The 20,055-nt window shown below is 56.0% G+C and carries 14 protein-coding genes and 2 pseudogenes; 7 read left to right on the top strand and 9 right to left on the bottom strand.

What is annotated here, in order from left to right; translation table 11 throughout:
* Positions 1 to 208: 208 nt before the first annotated feature.
* From ACXAH0_RS24215 to ACXAH0_RS24205, 3 genes are all read right to left on the bottom strand, one after another.
* Entirely contained in the window at positions 209 to 811 is a 603-nt protein-coding gene (locus ACXAH0_RS24215; protein WP_475195707.1) for a hypothetical protein, read from the bottom strand.
* A 261-nt stretch (positions 812 to 1,072) separates the two neighbouring features.
* Positions 1,073 to 1,252, bottom strand: a complete 180-nt coding sequence (locus ACXAH0_RS24210) for a transposase domain-containing protein (RefSeq protein WP_475195704.1) — start codon at positions 1,250 to 1,252, stop codon at positions 1,073 to 1,075.
* The gene (locus ACXAH0_RS24205; RefSeq protein WP_475195702.1) at positions 1,204 to 1,470 is read right to left on the bottom strand and encodes an IS66 family transposase; all 267 of its coding nucleotides are present in this window, start codon (positions 1,468 to 1,470) and stop codon (positions 1,204 to 1,206) included. The genes ACXAH0_RS24210 and ACXAH0_RS24205 overlap by 49 nt, the downstream gene beginning before the upstream one ends.
* Positions 1,471 to 1,516: 46 nt before the next feature.
* Here ACXAH0_RS24205 and ACXAH0_RS24200 point away from each other — a divergent pair, with 46 nt between their 5' ends.
* Complete coding sequence (locus ACXAH0_RS24200) at positions 1,517 to 1,912, top strand: hypothetical protein (RefSeq protein ID WP_475195699.1); 396 nt, start codon at positions 1,517 to 1,519, stop codon at positions 1,910 to 1,912.
* Positions 1,913 to 2,012: 100 nt separating this feature from the next.
* Here ACXAH0_RS24200 and ACXAH0_RS24195 read toward each other — a convergent pair whose 3' ends face one another.
* Together ACXAH0_RS24195 and ACXAH0_RS24190 are read right to left on the bottom strand one after the other, a co-directional pair.
* Positions 2,013 to 3,335 (bottom strand): NAD(P)/FAD-dependent oxidoreductase, encoded by a 1,323-nt coding sequence (locus tag ACXAH0_RS24195; protein ID WP_475195696.1) that lies wholly within the window; start codon positions 3,333 to 3,335, stop codon positions 2,013 to 2,015.
* A 1-nt stretch (position 3,336) separates the two neighbouring features.
* Positions 3,337 to 4,662 (bottom strand): NAD(P)/FAD-dependent oxidoreductase, encoded by a 1,326-nt coding sequence (locus ACXAH0_RS24190; protein ID WP_475195693.1) that lies wholly within the window; start codon positions 4,660 to 4,662, stop codon positions 3,337 to 3,339.
* 221 nt (positions 4,663 to 4,883) lie between these two features.
* Here ACXAH0_RS24190 and ACXAH0_RS24185 point away from each other — a divergent pair, with 221 nt between their 5' ends.
* The 4 genes from ACXAH0_RS24185 to ACXAH0_RS24170 all read left to right on the top strand — a co-directional run bounded on the left by ACXAH0_RS24185 (position 4,884) and on the right by ACXAH0_RS24170 (position 10,567).
* On the top strand, positions 4,884 to 5,114 hold the full coding sequence (locus tag ACXAH0_RS24185; protein ID WP_475183767.1) for a hypothetical protein: 231 nt from the start codon (positions 4,884 to 4,886) through the stop codon (positions 5,112 to 5,114).
* A gap of 8 nt (positions 5,115 to 5,122) precedes the next feature.
* The gene (locus ACXAH0_RS24180; RefSeq protein ID WP_475195688.1) at positions 5,123 to 7,564 is read left to right on the top strand and encodes a fatty acid cis/trans isomerase; all 2,442 of its coding nucleotides are present in this window, start codon (positions 5,123 to 5,125) and stop codon (positions 7,562 to 7,564) included.
* A 111-nt stretch (positions 7,565 to 7,675) separates the two neighbouring features.
* Positions 7,676 to 9,295 (top strand): GMC family oxidoreductase, encoded by a 1,620-nt coding sequence (locus tag ACXAH0_RS24175; RefSeq protein ID WP_475195684.1) that lies wholly within the window; start codon positions 7,676 to 7,678, stop codon positions 9,293 to 9,295.
* Between the two features lie 60 nt (positions 9,296 to 9,355).
* Positions 9,356 to 10,567, top strand: a complete 1,212-nt coding sequence (locus tag ACXAH0_RS24170; protein ID WP_475195680.1) for a mandelate racemase/muconate lactonizing enzyme family protein — start codon at positions 9,356 to 9,358, stop codon at positions 10,565 to 10,567.
* On the opposite strand, the gene ACXAH0_RS24165 is transcribed toward ACXAH0_RS24170, so the two are convergent.
* Positions 10,540 to 12,672: a putative bifunctional diguanylate cyclase/phosphodiesterase gene (locus ACXAH0_RS24165; RefSeq protein ID WP_475195675.1), complete on the bottom strand. Its 2,133-nt coding sequence runs from the start codon at positions 12,670 to 12,672 to the stop codon at positions 10,540 to 10,542. The two genes, ACXAH0_RS24170 and ACXAH0_RS24165, sit on opposite strands and share 28 nt — an antisense overlap.
* Positions 12,673 to 12,870: 198 nt before the next feature.
* Positions 12,871 to 13,140 (bottom strand): annotated as a pseudogene (locus tag ACXAH0_RS24160) (malate synthase G); the annotation flags it as partial.
* A gap of 158 nt (positions 13,141 to 13,298) precedes the next feature.
* On the opposite strand from ACXAH0_RS24160, the gene ACXAH0_RS24155 reads away from it, so the two are divergent.
* Entirely contained in the window at positions 13,299 to 14,051 is a 753-nt protein-coding gene (locus ACXAH0_RS24155) for an SDR family NAD(P)-dependent oxidoreductase (RefSeq protein ID WP_475195673.1), read from the top strand.
* A gap of 76 nt (positions 14,052 to 14,127) precedes the next feature.
* On the opposite strand, the gene ACXAH0_RS24150 is transcribed toward ACXAH0_RS24155, so the two are convergent.
* Both ACXAH0_RS24150 and ACXAH0_RS24145 read right to left on the bottom strand, forming a co-directional pair.
* A complete protein-coding gene (locus ACXAH0_RS24150) occupies positions 14,128 to 14,673 on the bottom strand; it encodes a hypothetical protein (RefSeq protein WP_475195668.1) in 546 nt (181 codons plus the stop codon).
* A gap of 261 nt (positions 14,674 to 14,934) precedes the next feature.
* Positions 14,935 to 15,153: pseudogene (locus tag ACXAH0_RS24145) on the bottom strand (DUF2188 domain-containing protein); the annotation flags it as partial.
* A gap of 232 nt (positions 15,154 to 15,385) precedes the next feature.
* Between ACXAH0_RS24145 and ACXAH0_RS24140 the strand changes: the two are divergent.
* Entirely contained in the window at positions 15,386 to 19,987 is a 4,602-nt protein-coding gene (locus ACXAH0_RS24140) for an NACHT domain-containing protein (RefSeq protein ID WP_475195663.1), read from the top strand.
* Positions 19,988 to 20,055 lie beyond the last annotated feature (68 nt).

Here is a 20,055-nt window from a genome sequence, read left to right as displayed (position 1 = left end):
AAATCGATGAAACACCCCCGGATCAATCCGATCCGGGGCAAAAACGCGGGCCTCATGGCTGAAAGCCGTCGGGACGCCTCAAAATAGCGGGTTGTTGCGGGTGCCCAGCTAGCAAATAGTATAAATTTTCGATTCGAAATGATGGTGGATACAAAGGAAAAATATTTCGCGTGTGTTTCAATGAAAGTAATCAAAAGAGCGGATAGAGCTAACTCCACTCCGACATTGTTGCCATTGCACATTCATTTTCTACGTCCAGCTCCGAACTATTTATAAATGATTTTAATTTCAGCATGTCTGGGTCGGTTTCATCATAAATTGGCAAGCGTATTGAATATTTTTCTCTGAAGCAGATCATTTGACGACCGACACACGAGGCTATTGTTTTTGTGTCAAATGCGCCATTTTGTGCACCAAGAATGCCATGCACAAAATAATTGTTCACGAAATGAAATTTCCTCAATTCAAGTTCATCTGAACGGCTGCCCTCATGAACGGGAAATTTCAGGCTGCCGTTATCATTATTTTTAGATAGTATCGTTTCTTTAAGCTCTCGAATTTCTTTGATTTTCTTTCCAGTTGAAAATAGTTCTGGATATGCATATTTAAAGCGCTTTCCAGCGTCGGATGTATACTTGGTAAATTTTTCGATTTTCGGTTCAGTTGAGAATTTTTCGCAATACTCCAACGCAGACAAAACTCTTTGTCGTGCATTTTGTGCGCTTATCTGCCAGCCAACACCTAGTAAAGCAACCACAATAGCTACTACAGATGCTATGGCCTCAACTCTGTGCCAGATGTTGCTATCCATAAAAATTCCATCCCGGGAAGGAAGCTATGTTTCGACCTATGTTAAAAGCCGAAAGATCAGATCAAACTGTGCACTTGCTAACCATTTGTCCCTCCCTCACAATGCAGCTATGAAACTTAAGGTTTGCCTGCGATTTGTAGTTACGAAAATCTGAGTTGCAATGCTAACACGTATTTTTTTTTGAAATGCCGCTGCTATGTTTGCAGTCGCAGAAAAGTATCCGTCCGGTGAAGCCGATCTTCATAGTTGCCTCGGGCTCTGTTACGCTGCTTTTGCAGCGTAACACCCTGGCATGAGGTCGTTGATGCGGTTGATCTTGTGATCTGTGATTTGTGCCAGACCCCAGGTCAGCCAGGCTTGCGGGTCGATGCCGCCGAGTTTGGCGGTTTCGATCAGCATATAGGCGATAGCCGCGGATTTGCCGCCGCCTTGTGAGCCCATGAAGCGGTCTTTTTTTCGACCAAGGGCATCGGCTTCACCGCCCGCTCTGCGGCGTTGTTGTCCAGTTTCAAGTGCCCGTTATTGAGGTACGGCCTGGCTTTCGGCAGGCGGCGGAGGGCATCACGGATCGCAGCATCCAGTGGTGACTTGCCCGAGATCCGCGTCAAACAGACACAACGAGAAATCTTTCTCCGGAGGGAGATTGAAATCGCAGGCATTAAAACCTATCAGAAATACGAATGGTATTTTTACGGGAGTTTTCTGATGCGTTTTCTTTTTGGACTTGTTTTCATTTGTCTTCTGTCTTCCGCAGCACTGGCGGACACGATCCGCGAAACGGTCCGGGCCAACAGGGCAACGCCTGTCGGCAGCCACGCCGTTTATGGCCCGCAATGTGGCAGCGGCACCATTCCCAAAATGAAGATCACACAGCAGCCCAAGCACGGTACTGTGACCTTCAAGCAATTCTCCGGCAAACTGGGGGAGAAGGCCGGGCGCTGCGCGGGCAAGACCGTGAAGGGCACGGCCGTTATCTATCGGCCGGACAAGGGCTTCCGGGGCGAGGATGTGTTCCGGGTCCGCTTTGTCATGGATATGTATACGTACGGCTCCACGAAGATCCGTAACGTCTCCAACAAATATGTCATCCAGGTTAAATAAGGGCAGAGCCGGACGCCCGCGCCCGCCCCTATCCTCCACTCTGCTGCGCGCAGCAGAGCAAGGGTGTTCGCCCCTGTTTGCAGCACAGAGGCAGGATGCTCTAACGGTCCCTCCAGCCATACAGCCAATAGGCGCCTTGAAGGTAGAGTTTGCGGAAGGCCGGGAACGGGAATCTGGCAAAGGGACGCTGCAAGGCCACCGGAAGATCCGATGGCTTTACCGCACCGGTGATCAGGCCGGCGACCTTTTCTCCGGACAGCGAGGCCATCGCAATGCCGCTGCCATGCCAGCCCATGGCCGCATAGAGCCCGTCCATGCCCGGCACCTCCCCGACAAAGGGCGTCAGATTGCGGGACATGCACACATTGCCGTGCCATTTGAACTCGGTGTCCACATGCGCCCAGGCAGGGAACATGGTTTCAAAATCGGTGCGGGCCCGTTTCTGCATGGCAGCCAGGGCGGGTGCATTCTCAAAGATGCCGCCCCGTGTGCCAAACAGAAACCGCCGGTCCGGCAGCAGCCGGAAATAGTGCAGCAGGATACGGGTATCGGCGGACATCGTCCCCGACGTCCAGCCTTGCGCACCCAGTTCCCCGCCGGTGAGCGGCCGGGTCACCTGAATGGACGACATGACCGGCAGTGTGCGTCCGTGGATCCATTTCGGCACATGTTCACGGGCATATCCGTTGACGCTCAGAACCACCTTCTTGGCGCGCACAAAGCCATGTTCGGTCTCCAGCCGCCAGCGCCCGCCATCCGGTTTCAGATCGGTCACCGGTGACTTGCCGTAGATCCGTCCTCCGGCCTTGCGCACCTGATCGCCCAGGGCGAGCACATATTTCATCGGGTTGAGGGCAAAACCATAAGGCATATGAAGACCCCCATGAAAACCCGGCCCGCCAAACCCTTCAGCGGTCAGGTCTTCCCTGGCCAGGACCCGGGCCCGAATGCCGAAGGTTTCCTTCAAAAAAGCCGCTTCGGTTTTCAGGGCTGCCGCCTCCCGCGGCCGGTGCGCAAGATACATTTCCCCCTTGGAATGGCGGTCCGCATCCACGCCCCAGTCCAGAAGCCTCTCGGCCACCAGATTGATCCCCGCCACCTGATAGGCGACGAATTTGCGCGCCTCATCAAGGCCGAATTTGCGGATGAGCTGACGCTCGTCCAGCTTGGTTCCGCCAAGACAGCAAAAGCCGCCATTGCGGCCGGAGGCGCCATAGCCCACATGTTCGGCTTCCAGAACACAGACCGACAGCCCGGCCCGGGCGAGTTTCAGGGCCGCACTCAGACCGGCAAACCCGGCTCCGATCACGGCCACGTCAAACAGCGCATTGCCCATCAGTTGCCGGTCCTGCCGGAGCCGGGGCACGCTCGCCTCCCAAAAGCTGCCCACCAGAGCGCGGGGCATGATCTCCTGATAGCCCATGTCAGATCCCGAGCCGGTCCCGCAGGGAATACCAGCTCATGGCCAGCACCAGCAGCGGATGGCGGAACCGGTCACCGCCTGGGAAGGACGGGATTTTCAAGGTTTCAAACACGTCAAACCGCCCGGCGGTTCCAGCAATTGCTTCGGCCAGGATCTGCCCACCCAGAGTGCCCATCGCCACCCCATGGCCGGAATAGCCGGACGCAGTCAGCATGTTGGGCGCCAGCCTGGCAAAATAGGGCATGCGTTTGGGGGTAATGGCGAGGGTCCCACCCCAGCCGAAGGCAATCCCGGCGTCTTTCAGCTGAGGGAAAATCTCCAGCATCGGCCTGCGTACGAAGGCCTTGATGTCCTCGGGAAAGCGGTATCCATAGGTCTCTCCTCCGCCAAATAACAGGCGCCGGTCGGCGGACAGGCGGAAATAGTTGATCACGAATTTGCTGTCATCCACGGCCACATTGTTGCGGATGATCTCTTTCGCTTCATCCTCAGAAAAAGGCTCCGTTGCCAAAATGAAATTGTTGATCGGCATGCAATGGGCGGCTGTGCCCCGCTCCAAACGGCCGATATAGCCGTTGCAGGCCAAGACGAGAAACCGGGCTTTGACATGGCCCTGTGCCGTGCGGACCAGAACCGTTCCGTCCCCTTGCCGGTCAATGCCGTCAACGCGGGACTGTTCATGCAGCTTTGCCCCGGCGTTTTTGGCAGCCTGCCCCAGCCCCAGCGCATAGTTCAGCGGGTGCAGATGTCCGGCGCCCATGTCCAGCGCTCCGCCGAAATAGCGCGGGCTGCCCACATGCTCTCCGATCTCGTCGCTGCCGATAAAGCGGATGTCTTCATAACCATAGGTGAGATGCAGATGTTCCACCTCTTCCCGGGTTTCTTCCAGGAAAGACCTGCGATGAAGCGCATGCAAAATGCCCGGCGTGTAGTCGCATTCAATCCGGTGGCCGCTGATCAGCCCGCGCACCAGGGTCTTGGAGTCTTCCGCCAGCTCCCAAAGAAGCTTGGCATGAGACAGCCCGTGCCGCTGTTCCAGAACCGCCTGCCCCACCCGCTGGCCGGAGCCGACCTGCCCTCCGTTACGCCCGGACGCTCCCCAGCCGATCCGGTTGGCTTCCAAAAGCCTGACATCCAGACCGCGCTCCGCCAGATGCAGCGCCGCCGAAAGGCCGGTATAGCCGCCGCCGACAACACAGACATCGCAGCTCTGCGCCCCGTCCAGGGTCTCAAAATCCGTTTGCCAGTTTGCCGTAGCAGCATAATAGGACGGAGCATGCTGTCCGGGCGTGTCGTTTGCCGTCAAAAGGTCAAGCGCATTCAGCATCGCAGGTCATCGGGTCCTTTTCCTAGCGCACAGGTTCAGTTCAAATGAAGCGCGTCACCTTCCATCGTTCAGCCCAAGGTTTCAAGAAGAAATCAGCTCTACGCGGGCAAGTTTCTGCTTGATTTTGCAACCCCTTGCATCTCACTTAGCGTCACCGTTCAGCTTATGATACAGACCGGCCCGGCAATGTGACCCGCGCGCGTCTGAAGAAAGGTAAAACTGTGTTTGGACCTGTCGAACATCCCTGGCTCGATCCTCTGTGGCGGCGCATCGCGCTGGTCGTATTTTGCGGTGCCTGGACGGGTATGGAATATTATCTCGGCCATTCCGGCTGGGCGATCTTTGTTGGACTGGTCACGCTCTATGCGGCCTGGTCCTATCTTGTGACCTACAAGGGCCCGGAGGACGAGACCCGGACCACCCGGCCGGCTCCGCACGACGAAGAAGGATAGACGGCAGCATGCGGCACGGCAGCGACAAGACCAACTGGCGCCTGTGCCTGCGCGGATGGCAAGACCTTCGGCGCAGCCTCTTTGTGATGGTGCTGCTGCTGGTTCTGCCGGGCACTCACCTTGCGCTTGCCGCCGACAACACCGGCGCTGCTTTACCCCAGCCCTTTTGGGACCAGGCAAATGCGGCGCAGGGCTCGGTCCAGGACGTTTTGAACAAGCGCTGCGTCGTCTGCCACGGCTGTTATGATGCCCCGTGCCAGCTGAAACTGTCCTCACCCGATGGCTGGCTGCGCGGGGCCTCGAAAACCAAGGTCTATGATTCCAGCCGCCTGACCGACGCACCGATGACCCGCCTCGGGGTCGATGCCAAGACGGTTCCGGGCTGGCGTGCCAAGGGTTTCTTCCCCGTAACGAACACTGGTGAGAGCGGCCAGGCCTCCGTGCTGGAGCAGATGCTCAAAGCCGGGCGCACTCAGGCGTTCCGGCTCGGAGCGCCGCTGCCGGAGGAAATCGACATCAGCCCCCTGCGCCGGAACAGCTGCCCGGCGCCCTCGGACATGGGACACTATCTAAACGACCACCGGTTCGGCGGGATGCCCTTCGCGACCGCCCCGCTTCCCGACAAAGACTATCAGAAGCTGCTGGACTGGGCGGCCCGGGGGGCACCGGTGCCGCAGCAAACGGCGCCTTTGCCGGAGGAGGTTCAGGACAAGGTTGACACGATCGAGGCGTTCTTCAACCGGGACACCCTCCGGCAGAAACTGGTCTCCCGCTATCTCTTTGAGCATCTCTTTCTCGCGCAGCTCCATCTGGAGGGCGGCGCCCCCCGGCGCTTCTTCCGCCTCATCCGGTCACGGACAGGGCCCGGCGAAACGGCAGATGAAATTCCGTTCCGGCGCCCGTTCGATGATCCAGGCGGCCCGTTCTTCTACCGTCTCGTCCCGCTCAAGGGCACCATCTTGCACAAGGAGCATATCGTCTACCGGATCGGCCCAGAACGGCTTGACCGTTACCGGGATCTGTTTTTTGCCGGAGACTGGACACTGGACACCCTGCCCCCCTATTCGCGGCAGGCGGGCGGGAATCCCCTGTCCACGTTCCAGGCCATTCCGGCCCGCAGCCGCTACCAGTTTCTTCTCGATGACGCGCTCTATTTCGTGCGCACCTTCATTCGCGGGCCCGTCTGCTATGGCCAGGTGGCGGTCAATGTGATTCAGGACCGGTTCTGGGTGTCGTTTCTGGCACCCGGTTCCGACCTTTCCGTGACCGATCCAGACTATCTCAAGGACGCGATACCGATCCTGGAGCTGCCGGTCGCCATGTCCAGCGACACGCTGAGCAAACGGCTGAAGAGCTTTCTTCAGGTCGGCCCGATCAAATATCAGGCCTTCCGGCAGGCCCGCTATGCCCGCCGGGCGAAAACCGAAGGCGGGCTTGGCTACAAGGATATTTGGGATGGCGATGGCAACAACCCGGATGCCCGTCTCACCATCTACCGGAACTTTTCCTCTGCGTCCGTCGTCAGAGGTTTTGCAGGCGCCATTCCCAAAACCGCCTGGGTGATCGACTTCCCGTTATTTGAGCGGATTTATTATGACCTTGTGGCGGGCTTTGATGTCTTCGGCAATGTCGAACACCAGCTCACGACCCGGATCTACATGGACAATCTGCGCCGCGAGGGGGAGCGCATGTTCCTTTATTTCCTGCCGCCCACGGCCCGCAAACCGCTCCATGACAGCTGGTACCGCGGGCCGCTGGCCAACCTGATCGACCTTTGGAAAGAGAGCCCGCTCGATACGGCCAGTCCATCCGGTGTCACCTTCACCACCCGCCAGCCCAAATCGGAATTCCTGAGCCGCCTGCTGCAAATCCCCCCCGCCCTTTGGCCGCAAAGCGATCCGGTCAACCGCTGCGAGGCAGACGCCTGTGCCCCGGCGGCGAGCACAGCCGGACAGCTGCGCGCCCTCACCGGATCGCCTGCGCCTTTTGCCAAGTTCCTGCCCGACATTTCGATTCTGATGGTCGAGACCGGCAGCAAGAACGAGATCTTCACCCTTGTCCACGACATGGCCCACAGCAATGTGGCCTTCATTTTCAATGAGGATCTGCGCCGGGAGCCGGACAAAGACACGCTCACCATTGTGCCGGGCCAGTTCAGCAGCTATCCGAATTTCATTTTCTCGGTGACGGATGGCGAGCTGCCCGCTTTTATCAGCCGCCTCAAGGCCGTGCGCACCCAGCGGGCCTTTCTGGATCTGGTCAGGCACTACGGCATCCGCAGAACCGACCCGCGTTTCTGGGCCAGTCTCGACCGGATACAGGCCGGGCTCAATGCCCAAGACGCAGTTCAGGCGGGTCTTCTGGATATCAACCGCTACCGGGATCCCAAACCGCTGGATCCGATTGAACGCTTGTTTCAGTTCACCTTTTCCATCGACGAGGACACTTGAACGCACGCAGCGTGTCATCGGGGTTGCCTTTCACCGGTCTCCGCGTTTTTTCGCTTCAAAGTTTTATCAAACCCGGCAACACTCGGGCTGCGACTCGTTTTTGCCCGTGGGATGCCTTTGGACACAGCCGACTACATCATCATTGGCGCTGGATCGGCCGGCTGTATTCTGGCCGAACGCCTGAGCGCGGACCGGCAAACCAGCGTCGCCGTACTGGAGGCGGGCGGACCGGACAGCTCTCCGCTTGTCTCCCTGCCGCTCGGCTACGGCAAGCTGATCTCCGCCGCCAAATACACATGGCAATTTGAAACCGAAGCAGATGCAGGCCTCAACGGACGCAAGGCCGCCTGGCCACGCGGACGGGTGCTCGGGGGCTCCGGCTCCATCAATGCTCTGGTCTATTGCCGGGGCCTGCCCCGGGACTTTGAGGACTGGGAGGCCTCCGGTGCGCAAGGTTGGTCCTGGCAGGATGTGGCCCCTGTTTTCGCCCGGCTTGAGACCCTGGTGTCGCCTGAGGGCCGCAAGGCCGGGACCGGTGCCATCCACGTCCAGAATGTGTCCGACCAGATCCACAGTTTGACCCGGCATTTTTTCAAGGCGCTGGAAGAGGTCGGTCTGCCCCGAAGCAAGGATTTCGCAGCCATGCAGCGCGAAGGCTTTGGCGCCTATCACCTCAACACCCGTGATGGCCGCAGATGCTCCTCGGCCCGTGCCTTTCTTCATCCGGCGCTTGAACGCACCAATGTGCAGCTGCGGGTCAACACCCAGGTCCGCCGCATTCTTGTGAGCGGGACCACGGCCACCGGCGTTGAACTGACCGGGGGCGAGATCCTGACAGCCCGGCGCGAAGTGCTCTTGTGTGCGGGCGCCATCGGATCGCCGCAGCTTTTGCAGGTCTCCGGCATTGGTCCGGGTCCGCTGCTCCGCGCGCATGGCCTTCCGGTTGTGCTTGAAAACACCCATGTTGGGGGAAATCTGCAGGACCATCTGGCCGCCAGTTTTACCTTCCGCGCCCGGGAACGCAGCCTCAATGCAGACCTGCGCCCTCTAACGGGACAGGCCTGCGCCGCCCTGCGCTACGCGCTCACCCGCAAGGGGCCGCTCGCCCTGTCGGTCAACCAGTGTGGCGGGTTTCTCAAATCAAGACCGGTGCTGGAGCATCCTGACCAGCAGCTTTACCTGAATCCGGTCAGCTATCGCCTGACAGACCGCAATGGGCGGCTGACCCCGGAACTTGACCCGTTCAACGGGTTTGTCATCAGTGCCCAGCCGACACGCCCCACAAGCCGGGGCAGGATTGACATCAAAAGCGCTGACAGCACGGTCCCGCCCCGGATCTGCGCCAACTCTCTGGCCACGGACGAGGACCGGGCGGCGGTGATCGACGGCGGACGCCTGTGCCAGAAAATCATGGCCAGCCGTGCCATGCGCGCGGTGGTCGAGACGTCTGAAGCCCCCCATCTGGAAACCCTGGACGATCCCGGCCTTCTTGCCGATTTCCAGGAACGGGCCAAAACGGTCTATCATCCGGTCTCAACCTGCCGGATGGGGCGGGACAGGACGGACAGTGTCTTGGACAGCCGCCTCAAGGTCCATGGAATGAAGGGCTTGCGGGTGGTCGATGCCTCCGCCTTCCCGAACATTACCTCCGGAAACACCAACGCCCCGGCCATGATGCTGGCGCTGAAGGGAGCCGATATGATCCTGGAAGACCGCAAAGCCGATGCCTGAGCCCCTTTCCGGGACCGGTGTTCCCGCCGTTTCCCCCGAACCGTGACCAAGAGCCCCGCCATGCAGCTTGATGTCCTTGAAACCTTTGTGGTCGCCAATCCGCCGCCCCGCCATGGCGGGCGGTATTTCATCTTTGTCAAACTGGTCACCAGATGCGGATTGACCGGCTATGGCGAGATTTACAACGCCACCTTCGGGCCCCACCTGGTGGCACGCATGGCAGAAGATGTGTTCCAGCGCCAGTTTGCCGGGGAAGACCCGCACCACATCGAAAAGCTGTGGCACAAGACCTATGGCGCGGGCTATACGCAGCGCCCGGATGTCTCCGTCATGGGTGTTCTGTCCGGCCTTGAAATGGCCTGCTGGGACATTATCGGCAAGGCGGCGAACAAGCCCGCCTATGAACTTCTCGGGGGCAAGGTGCACGAGCGGCTGCGCTCCTACACCTATCTTTATCCGGCCTCCGGCGACGTCTATCCCGACCCAGCCCAGCCGAACGTCTACAATGATCCGGGTCTGGCTGCAGCAGCAGCCGTGAAGGCCGTGGAACAGGGCTTTACCGCCGTCAAGTTCGACCCGGCGGGGCCTTACACGATTTATGACGGCCACCAGCCGAGCCTTGATGATCTTGAGCGGTCAGAAAGCTTCTGCCGGGCGATCCGCGAAGCTGTCGGCACAAAGGCCGATCTTCTTTTCGGCACGCACGGCCAGTTCACGGTGTCGGGCGCAAAGCGCATGGCGCGGCGTCTTGAAGCCTATGATCCGCTCTGGTTTGAAGAACCGATCCCGCCGGAGCGGCCCGAGGACATGGCCGAGGTCGCCCGCTTCACCACGATTCCGGTTGCCACCGGCGAGCGGCTCTGCACGAAATACGAGTTCGCCCGCGTTCTGGAAACGGGCGCAGCCAGCATCCTGCAGATGAATCTTGGCCGTGTGGGCGGCTTGCTGGAGGCCAAAAAGATCGCCGCCATGGCCGAATGCCATTCAGCCCAGATAGCACCGCATCTTTATTGCGGGCCGCTGGTCGCCCTTGCCAATATCCAGATTGCCACCTGCAGCCCGAACTTCCTGATCCTGGAATCGATCCGCCGGTTCGATGGCTTTTACGCCGACCTGCTGACCCGGCCGATCCACTGGGAAAACGGCTATGTCCTGCCCCCGCAGGCCCCCGGCCTTGGGTCAGACCTGAACGAGGACATGGCGCGGGCGCACCCTTATGAGGGCGAGACCTTGCATCTGGGCCTTCAGGAAACGCCCGCCCTGCCGCTCTGAACGGGCCCCTGAACCGTGCCAGCGGGCAAAGGCACAACGGAGAACAGCGGGTCAGATGCCGATTCGGCCGGAGCCAATGTGGTCTGATGCAAAATCTTGGCGATCTCGGCCGCCGGCATCGGCAGTCCGAACAAGAAACCCTGCACTTCCGAGCACCCACCCACTTTCAGAAAGTTCAGCTGGTATTCCGTTTCAACCCCTTCGGCAAGCACCGGTACGCCGAGACTCACCCCCAGTGCCAGTGTGGCTTTCACTATGGCATCGGACTGGCGGTTGGACTCAAGATGCCGGACGAATTCCCGGTCGATCTTGATCTTGTCGAAGTCATGGGCCTGCAAGGTGGCAAGGGATGAGTAGCCCGTGCCGAAATCATCCATGACAATGCGCACCCCAAGGTGCCTCAGGTCGCCCAGGATCTGTGCGGCCCGAGAGGCCTGAGCGACAATGCCGGTTTCGGTGATCTCCAGTTCAAGCCGGTGCGGTTCCAGCCCGCTTTCGGCCAGAACGGCCGCGATGATCTGCGGAAACTGGCTGTCCGCCAGCTGGACTGGCGATACATTGATGGCGACACGCATCGCCTTGGGCCAGGAGGCCGCCTCCAGGCAGGCAGTGCGGGCGACCCAGGCCCCCAGTTCCCGGATGAAACCGGTTTCTTCTGCAATCGGAATAAAATCCAGCGGCTCGACCATGCCCCGTGCCGGGTGGTTCCAGCGCAGCAGGGCCTCTGCGCCCACGATCTGACGGGTCGAAGCATCATTTTGCAGTTGATAATAGAGCTGGAACTGGCCGTTTCTCAGGGCGCAGCTTAGCTCCAGCGCCAAAGCACTCCGGTTCCGGGTCTGCCCATCCAGATCGGGATCGAAGCAGACAGCCTCTTCTCCTTCCAGCGCTTTGGCCCGTCGCAGGGCCAGTTCCGCTGCTTCCAGCAGTTTCACCTCCGAAGCGGCATGATCCGGGGAACACGCATAGCCGATGCAGCACCCGGCCTCGATCCTGCCCGTGTGCCAGTCCAGGGGCTCGGCGACCAGAGCCTTGATGCGTCTGCACAGATCGGAAATATAGGTGCTGGAATAGACCGGCTTGCCGATGATGACAAATTCATCGCCATTGGTCCTGGCCAGAAACTCGTCCGCCTGCAGCCCTTCCGACAAGTGTTTGATCACGTGGCGCAACAGGGCGTCTCCACCTGCCCGGCCAAGCGCTTCATTAATGTCCTTGAACCGTCTCAGATTGCAGACCACGGCAACCGTCCGGGCATTGCCGGCCGCGGCCTTGAAGAGGAAGGCGCCAAGCCATTTCTCCAGCCCCCTCCGGTTCGGCAGCCCGGTCAGCGGATCGTGATGTGCCATATGGGTCAAGCGGCTGTCTGCTTCCTTCACGCTGAGACTGTCGATCACATGGGTCAGAAGCGCTGAGAAGAACAGGACAGCAACGGTGAAGCTGACAGCGATTCCGACCTGCTGACTGGACGCAAGCCCGGCCCCCCATCCTTCCTCAAGCCTGAGTGGCAGGAAACTGGCCCCTGCCATGGCCACGAAATGCAGGCTGAAAACGGCCATCGCGAAACTGCCTGCCGCTGCATAGACAGAATACTGGCTGGAGGGCCGGGCAACCCGGTTGGTGGCCAGACTTCCGAACACCAGAGCCAGCGCAACGGCAACCACCACATAGCTGCTGGAAACGGTCACCACGCCGGACACCCGCATCGCCTGGGTACCGATAAAATGCATGATCACGATGGAGGCGCCGAAAAGCGCGCCTCCCAGCTCGATCATCCAGCTGTCCCGGGTCAGGCTGCTCACATAGAGCCCGGCTGTCGCCCCTGCCACCGCGATCACGAGTGTCAACAGAGTGAGACCAAGATCATATCCCAGGATCAATGGGCTCTCATACGCGATCATCGCGACAAAATGGGTGGACCAGATTGTCCCGCCCCCGATCAGACCGGACAGGAACAGCCAGAGCAGTTTGAGAGGCCCTTCTGAATGCCTGACCCTGGCATAGAGCCGCATGGTCAAAACGGCCCCGCACAGCAGCAATATAACAGCTAGAACGGTCAAAGCCGTGTCATGCTCATAGGCAATGCAAGATAAAACCGTCAGCATTCAGCTCTCCAAACGCCAACAGATTATGGGATACCAGCGAGAAAAGCGTAAAGCTGCCAAAAAAATCGGGTAAAATAAAAAACTTTTTCGTATTTACTACGTATTTATTACAGGCTTTCTCTCGAAAATGGCGGATATTTTCCTGAAGCGACACCGGCATCCCCTCACCGTTTTCTTGCAAATGAGGGGATTCGCCGCTCAGGCCAACTTGGCCTTAAATTCGATTCGCCGCCGATGCAGCACCGGCTCGGTATAGCCGTTCGGCTGCTTCGTGCCCTCCAGCACCAGTTCACACGCCGCCTGGAAGGCGATTGATTTGCCGAAATCCGGGGCCATCGGGCGGTAGAGCGGGCCGCCAGCGGTCTGGCCGTCGACGACGGCTGCCATTTTCTTCAGGATATCGACCACCTGTTCCTCGCTGACAACGCCGTGGTGCAGCCAGTTGGCGATATGCTGCGAGAAAAGCCTTCATGAGGGCGTTCAGCCGCCCCCCGAATCCTGTGCCACGCTGAAAGGCTTTCGCCTTTACGCCAAGCCTGCTACCTCAGGACTGCAATCCGGCCTTGACTGCCTGACGGCAAGCCCGGGCCGGGTTCGTCCGAAAATTGATCAGCAGCGAGAAACACATGCCGGATTTTGCGATCTATCCCAGCCTGAAAGACAAGACCGTTATCGTTTCCGGCGGTGCGGAAGGCATTGGTTCGGAAATTGTGAAGGGCTTTGCCGCGCAAGGGGCGCGGGTCGGGTTTCTGGATCTGAACGAGGCGTCGAGCGCGGCCCTCGGCCGGACGGGCGACACTATCGACTATGAAATCTGCGACCTGCGCGACATTGCGGCGATGCGCGCCGCGCTGGGGCGGCTGAGCGACCGGCTGGGACCCGCGCATGTCCTGGTGAACAACGCCGCGCGCGATGACCGCCACAAATGGCAGGACGTGACGCCGGACTATTGGGACGAGCGGCAGCACACCAACCTGCGGCACATGTTCTTCGCCATCCAGGCGATTGCCCCCGGCATGGCAGAGCTTGGCGGCGGCTCCATCATCAACATGGGGTCGAATTCCTGGTGGGAGGCAGGCGGCGGGTTTCCGGCCTATGCCACGGCCAAGGCCGCCGTCCACGGCCTGACCCGCACCATGGCCCGCGACCTCGGCGACCAGCGCATCCGCGTGAACACCGTCGTGCCCGGCTGGATCATGACGGACCGCCAGAAGACCCTCTGGGCCACCCCCGAAGCCCTTGAAGCCCACCGCGCCCGCCAATGCCTGCCCGACCTGATCGACCCGATCTATGTCGCCCGCATGGTCCTCTTCCTGGCCTCCGACGACGCGGCGATGTGTACGGCGAATAATTATATGGTGGAGGCGGGGTCGATTTGAGGGGGGTGAAGGCGGGATGGCTTACGATGCGCATCAGGTTACGCAACAGTTCAAATCACTCATGAAAATCAGCCCCTTATTCTGGCTGAGAGATTGTTGAGTCAGGGTGTTTCTCCACCACAATGCAACTTTCAAATTCGGACAGGAGCACTTCAGCCGTTGCGCTCATGCGAGCGCCATCTATTCGCGCTCTTTCCACTTCATGCGAGTAGCGCCATTCAACAAATGCGTGACTGACTTCGTTCAGAAAGTCTTCCAACCCGTAATTCAAACGAAACAAATCCAGATGCAAAGGGGCAACCTGTTCTTTGTAGCTGAGTTTTAATCTTTTCTGGGTAGCGTCTGACGTTAGTGCAAAAAGCTTCGGCAAGTCGTGGCCTTTGGGTGGTATTGTCTTTGAACCATCCAATACGGCCCACGCCTTAAGTGCCAACTCCAGAGAAAGCCCCAACAGCATAGGTGACACAAACATCTGCGCCCGCACCATGTTCGATCCGCAAAACTCTTCAAACGCCTTGATATGATCACCAGCATCGACATCTTGCACATGCTGCAAAATCGCCTTTGATGTGCAGGCGATATCAATTGACATGCTCAGAGGACTATTTTTCTTTGTTTCCATAGTTTTCGGCGTTCTCTAACACTATTGTCATACTTGAGTTGCCCACTTATACCAAAAAGCGATAATTGTGAATCATCTGACCGCATTTGGAGGACCTGCGGCAAGGCGCGTGTCGCAGTGCGATACGGGATATCGGACAAGATTCGCAGCGCTGTTCGAAGGTCCTCCAAACGTGGCCTTCGGTGACCCATTTCCTCCCTCCAGACGTCGTAGCACCGCTTGCCCGGTCGACCAGACCGATCTGCGCGAAACTCCGCGCCGTTACGTGGTGCCATGAGCATTCTCCTTTGTGGCAAGATACCAAGTCAAAGGAGCGATACACATCTGGGACAGGTCCAGAACAGAGCCGTCGCGGGACGCGTGCTCTCGGACTTCGCCACCGCCGGTATTCGTTGCTAGTTGAGCCGCCACTTTTTGAATTTCTGCTTTTGTGCCGGCCCGCGCAGATGCCCGCTTTCCACCTTCGCGCAGGGCCTTCCAGCCTTTGTTGTCTTATGAGATGTGATAGTTCGCTATCGCTACGCTCCTTACGGATATTGCCAACGTTGAATAATCATGGAACAAAAAGAGAACTTGGGCAACAAAAGAAAATCTGTCCTGAACAAGTGCCGACACCCTTGTCTGAGCTCTTGTCTCCGAGTTGCAGAGGGTACAATCATAGGTGCCTGAAAGCTCGGATCTCGCTTAATTTAACATAGGATTGCACAAGGCATTGAACTCTCCCGACATCAATTTTCGGAACATTCGTAAGCATCGGAGCTCTCAAAATGATGGTTTTGAAGAGCTTACTCGGCAGCTGATTTTAGCCAATCCCCCAGAAGGGAGTTCGGAAGTTGAACACCGGGGACCGGGTGCTGATGGTGGTGTCGAAGTTTTGGCCCGATTTCCTGATGGGCGCGTATGGGGGTGGCAAAGTAAATACTTTCCAGATTCCTTCGCTAGTTCCGAGATTGAACAGCTAAAGAAGTCATTTCGATCAGCATTAAAAAGTTTTGAAAAACTTGAGAGGTACTACGTTGCAATTCCGAGAAATCTATCAGGCGCAGCGGAAAGCAGTCAAAATACGCAATCCAAGAATTGGAAGTCATTTGTAGATTGGTGTGAAACTGAAGCAACCAAACAAGGACAAACTGTCAAAGTCATTCTTTGGGACGAAACGTTTTTTGTCAGTAAGCTGCAACTCAGTGATCCGATGCATACCGGCATGCGGCACTATTGGTTCAATCAAAAGATGCTCAGCGCTGACTGGTTTGAGCAGCGCTTGACCGAATCTCTAGAGTACATCGGTAAGCGTTATAGACGGGAGGATCATATTGAACTTCCGATCAGTAGACCAATTCGAGTGCTTAGAAGAAGCAATACTCTGGATGAACGTATTTCGAAATTACTAAAAGGCCTCAAGGATACCCTTGACGTGCTCTCTAGACTGACTTCGCGCACTAAAATAGACAGCGATCTGATAAGTAAGTGTTCTTTGCTTCGTGATCAAATTGATGAGCAGTACCTCAAAGTTTCCTCAATCAACCAACAGTCACTTTATGCCCCTTATCTCTCTGAGGTTTTGAACCAACTCCGCGAAATTCGATCGTCTGAGAACTTCGGAAGTATCAGAGATGCGCAGTATGAGCGGAAAGATATAACGGACCAGAAAACGGGAAAGAGTGTCCGCGTATATGTTCATGACGAGTATGTTCGACATGAGCTTGGAATAGTGTTTAGAAATTTCACATCTGCTTCGTCAGAGTTTTCGTCGACGGAAGCAAATCTCAATATCAATCCAAAGCTTTTAGTAGTTGGCGACGCTGGTATCGGCAAATCCCACATACTGGCGAACGAGGTTGAAAGCCATCTACTGGAAGATAAGGGCCCAGGTTTGTTTATTCCGGCCCGCGTCTTGGACCAAGGCGATAAGCCGCAGAAAGGAATTCTGGAGTTTCTTGATCTTTCGGACATGTCATTTGAGACTTTTCTGGGGGTGTTTCAGGCTGCAGCTCTAGCTTCCCAAAAGCCCGCGTTTTTGGTCATAGATGCGTTGAACGAAAGTCAAAATGCGCGTGGCTGGTCGGCGGGACTTCCACGATTGATAGAGCAAATCAAGAAATTTCCTGAAATTGCACTCTGTGTATCTGTACGTTCTTCCTATCAAGATCTTTGTGTTCGGACGGGATTAGACGTTGAGACGATAACTCACCATGGTTTCCGAGGACACCTTGGCGACGCAGCAAAACAATACCTTGATCGGAATGGAATTGAGCGGCCATCTGCGCCTATCTTTGGTCTAACAGAAATCCTTTACAATCCACTTTTTCTGTCCACGGCGGTAGATTATTTAAAGGCGACCCATCAAACCTCTTTTCCACGAGGTGTTGAAACGATGGGAACGCTTATCGAGTTTTGGCTTTCCGCCATCGAACAGAATCTTGTCGATGACAATTTTGATCGAATTTCCTTGGGTGACGAGAAAATTCACAACGTTTTACAAAGTCTTGGCGATAAGATGGCCGAAACAGGCAATGAGTTTATTCTGCATGAGCACGCCAATGATATTTGCGAGAATGTCGTAAACCTTGCACCACCTGCAAAGGTAAGGGATCGGTTACTCGTTCGTTTGATTGATGAAGGCGTCCTCCTGGATTTTCCGGAATTGAAGTCCGAACACGGCAAGCGTGTTTCGTTCGGATTTCAGAAATTCAGTGACTACTTCATTGCCGATGCGATCCTGCGCGAATGCTCGACGAAGGAAAAGCTTGCGGAGTCCATCACTGACGAAGGAAAATTTGCCTACCTTTTCTCAAGTAAAAGATACCGAATTTTTGCGGGGCCAAGGATTGCCTTACTGGCTCTAACGCCAGTGCGTCTTGGCTGCGAACTGCCATTTCTCGAGGAAAAGATTCTTGAAAAAATTCAAATTTCTGTAAGCGAATTCCTCTCCTCGATCTCTCTGCGTGGTGGCAAGGATATCTCGGTGGAAACGGTGGATTTGCTTGAGGGACTGCGCGATCCCCAAGGAAGTAAAGAACCACACATCAGCGACGAACAGTGGTTTTCACTGCTGGCGGAAATGGCGCCTTTGGCCGATTGTCGGATAAATGCGTCCTACCTTAAAGACTACTTGGCATCGATTCCGCTCGGTGAACGCGATGCCACCTGGTCCGTATTTCTCACCGGAAAAACGCATGCATATGAGGATGAATGGTCGAGCATTCATCAGATCATTAATTGGGCTTGGATCGGTCCAACAATTCCGATCACGCCCGAAGCCTTACATCAAGTAGCGACAATGCTTGCGTTGATGACGTCCACGATGGATAGGGAACTCCGTGATTGCGCTTCAAAGGCGCTCGCGAGTTTGATGATCAAGTATCCGGAAACAATTTCACCCCTGATAATGGGCTTCTGTGATTGGGATGATCCGTATGTACGAGAGCGTGTGCTGGCATCTGCAGCCGCCGGAGTCCTCTATTGCAAAGACCAAAGCGTCCTAAAAGCAGCGGCGATTGCGGCTGATGAAATGGTCTTCAAAAAATCTCCGGTTGAGCGGCACGCATGGACCAGACGGTACGCGCAAATCATTGTTCATCATGCCGCCTTCAACAACGCGGGGATTGCAAAGGAGCTAATGGAACGGTCTCGACCTCCATATACATCTCTCCCCATAGAACATTGGCCTTCGATTGAGGAAATTGCACCTTATTCGAAGACAGCGAGCGCAATCTTTGGGTCCGTCGTAGGATATATTTCTGACCCCTACGATGGAAAAACACCAAGCATGGCAGGTGATTTTGGACGTTATACGATGGGGGGCGTCGGAAGCTTTTCCGAAGAAGTCCGAGGTGATGAACCGCCTCTAACGCGTGAGGCAATGATCGAAGCTTTTTGGTCAAAAGTTTGCGCGCTCGGTAGCAAGTTTCAGAAAGCCCGCGCAGATATTCTTGCCGCTGAGAAGCTAGTGAGTGAGGACTGGTTCTCTCTTGTGTTGAATATTCATGATGACGATTCCGATGAACTGGATCAAACAGATGGAAATGATGGCAAGCAGGAAGCGGGTTCTGCTCGAGATAGCCTTGAGAGTGCTCGCGAGACACTGCTATCGCTGCTTCCTGATCACTTGAAGAAAGAATATGGCGACCTTGATCCTCTTAAATCCTATGGTGAAAGAAGGATAGCCAAATTCCCGCTCTCGCGCGCTCAATACTGGGTTTGCAATCGAGCACTTGAGCTGGGATGGAATCAGGAACTCCATCAAGAAATTGAACGAAATAAACTGTCATCTTCGTATGGTCGGTATGACCACGAAATCGAACGCATCGGCAAAAAATATCAGCATATCGCGTTCGGTGAACTCACTGGGTATCTCGCAGATCATCATTGGTATGCCGAATACTCGGAAGAATCACGTGTGCTCCTCGAAATTGAAGAATTTGCTCGGTCAGATATTGATACGACGTATCTAAGCGGCGCTGCTAGCAAACAGATTGAATGTTATCTGCCGGAAGGCATCAGGCTTCCGAATCTGGCCTTTTTGCCCTCTACCCCTCGTTCGAATATGCAATGGGCCAAGAATTTGAAGGATATTCCAGATCCGATCCCCTACCTCATTCAAAAAGCGGAAGATGGATATCAGTGGTGCTTACAACACGGGTTTCGCCGCAGCAAAAACTATATGGACGGTTTTGAAACAAATAACCCATTTCGATCAGCTCAAATCGGGTTCGAATTAATACTTGTTAAGTCAGAAGACTTGGACAAGGTTGATCAGATCACAACGCAGTCTGCCAGAGAAAGAAACCACGATATTTTCGAAAGTGGTTGGTCTTCTACGCCACTTTTCGGTCAAAGAACATTTCGTCATTTGGGTAATGGGTCAGATTTTCCTTTGGATTTTCAAGTTGCCGACTTTCCTTTCGGGCGAATAGCAGAGTCATATACACCAAAATACGGCAGTTACGACAAAAGCGGCATTAGCGATGATCGAGATTTCTCTACACCACATCGCGCTATTCTCCATGACTTAAAACTTCGTCCTAGAAATGCTTGGTCAAACTATTTTGTTTGCGAGGATGGAAGTCCTGCTTTCGCGGACAATCCGGAATTCTTGGGCGGAACATGCATTATTCGGCATGATCTTTTAAAGACGTTTACGGATAAACACGGTCTCGAAATGGTATGGCGAGTTTGGGTGGAAAAAGACGGTGGGAAAGGGAATGCTCATCATGATGATGGCGATAGAATGTTTGCACGTCACGATTTTATCGGCTTCTATTACCAATCAGCCGGTTCTTGGAAAGGTCAACTTATTCCATTCCGTGATTGAATTGTAACCGCATGCTATGGCTTCTTGAGTTTCTCCAGTGGGCCTGTCACGCTTTGATTTCTTCACAG

Source organism: Roseibium sp. AWQ4_290, assembly GCF_056160985.1.
This window is presented reverse-complemented; position numbering and strand designations above follow the sequence as displayed.

Excerpts from the sequence above, each read along its gene's own strand:
- ACXAH0_RS24215 (WP_475195707.1), bottom strand. The coding sequence starts at position 811 with ATGGATAGCAACATCTGGCACAGAGTTGAGGCCATAGCATCTGTAGTA.
- ACXAH0_RS24210 (WP_475195704.1), bottom strand. The coding sequence starts at position 1,252 with ATGGGCTCACAAGGCGGCGGCAAATCCGCGGCTATCGCCTATATGCTG.
- ACXAH0_RS24205 (WP_475195702.1), bottom strand. The coding sequence starts at position 1,470 with ATGCCTGCGATTTCAATCTCCCTCCGGAGAAAGATTTCTCGTTGTGTC.
- ACXAH0_RS24200 (WP_475195699.1), top strand. The coding sequence starts at position 1,517 with ATGCGTTTTCTTTTTGGACTTGTTTTCATTTGTCTTCTGTCTTCCGCA.
- ACXAH0_RS24195 (WP_475195696.1), bottom strand. The coding sequence starts at position 3,335 with ATGGGCTATCAGGAGATCATGCCCCGCGCTCTGGTGGGCAGCTTTTGG.
- ACXAH0_RS24190 (WP_475195693.1), bottom strand. The coding sequence starts at position 4,662 with ATGCTGAATGCGCTTGACCTTTTGACGGCAAACGACACGCCCGGACAG.
- ACXAH0_RS24180 (WP_475195688.1), top strand. The coding sequence starts at position 5,123 with ATGCGGCACGGCAGCGACAAGACCAACTGGCGCCTGTGCCTGCGCGGA.
- ACXAH0_RS24175 (WP_475195684.1), top strand. The coding sequence starts at position 7,676 with ATGCCTTTGGACACAGCCGACTACATCATCATTGGCGCTGGATCGGCC.
- ACXAH0_RS24170 (WP_475195680.1), top strand. The coding sequence starts at position 9,356 with ATGCAGCTTGATGTCCTTGAAACCTTTGTGGTCGCCAATCCGCCGCCC.
- ACXAH0_RS24165 (WP_475195675.1), bottom strand. The coding sequence starts at position 12,672 with ATGCTGACGGTTTTATCTTGCATTGCCTATGAGCATGACACGGCTTTG.
- ACXAH0_RS24155 (WP_475195673.1), top strand. The coding sequence starts at position 13,299 with ATGCCGGATTTTGCGATCTATCCCAGCCTGAAAGACAAGACCGTTATC.
- ACXAH0_RS24150 (WP_475195668.1), bottom strand. The coding sequence starts at position 14,673 with ATGGAAACAAAGAAAAATAGTCCTCTGAGCATGTCAATTGATATCGCC.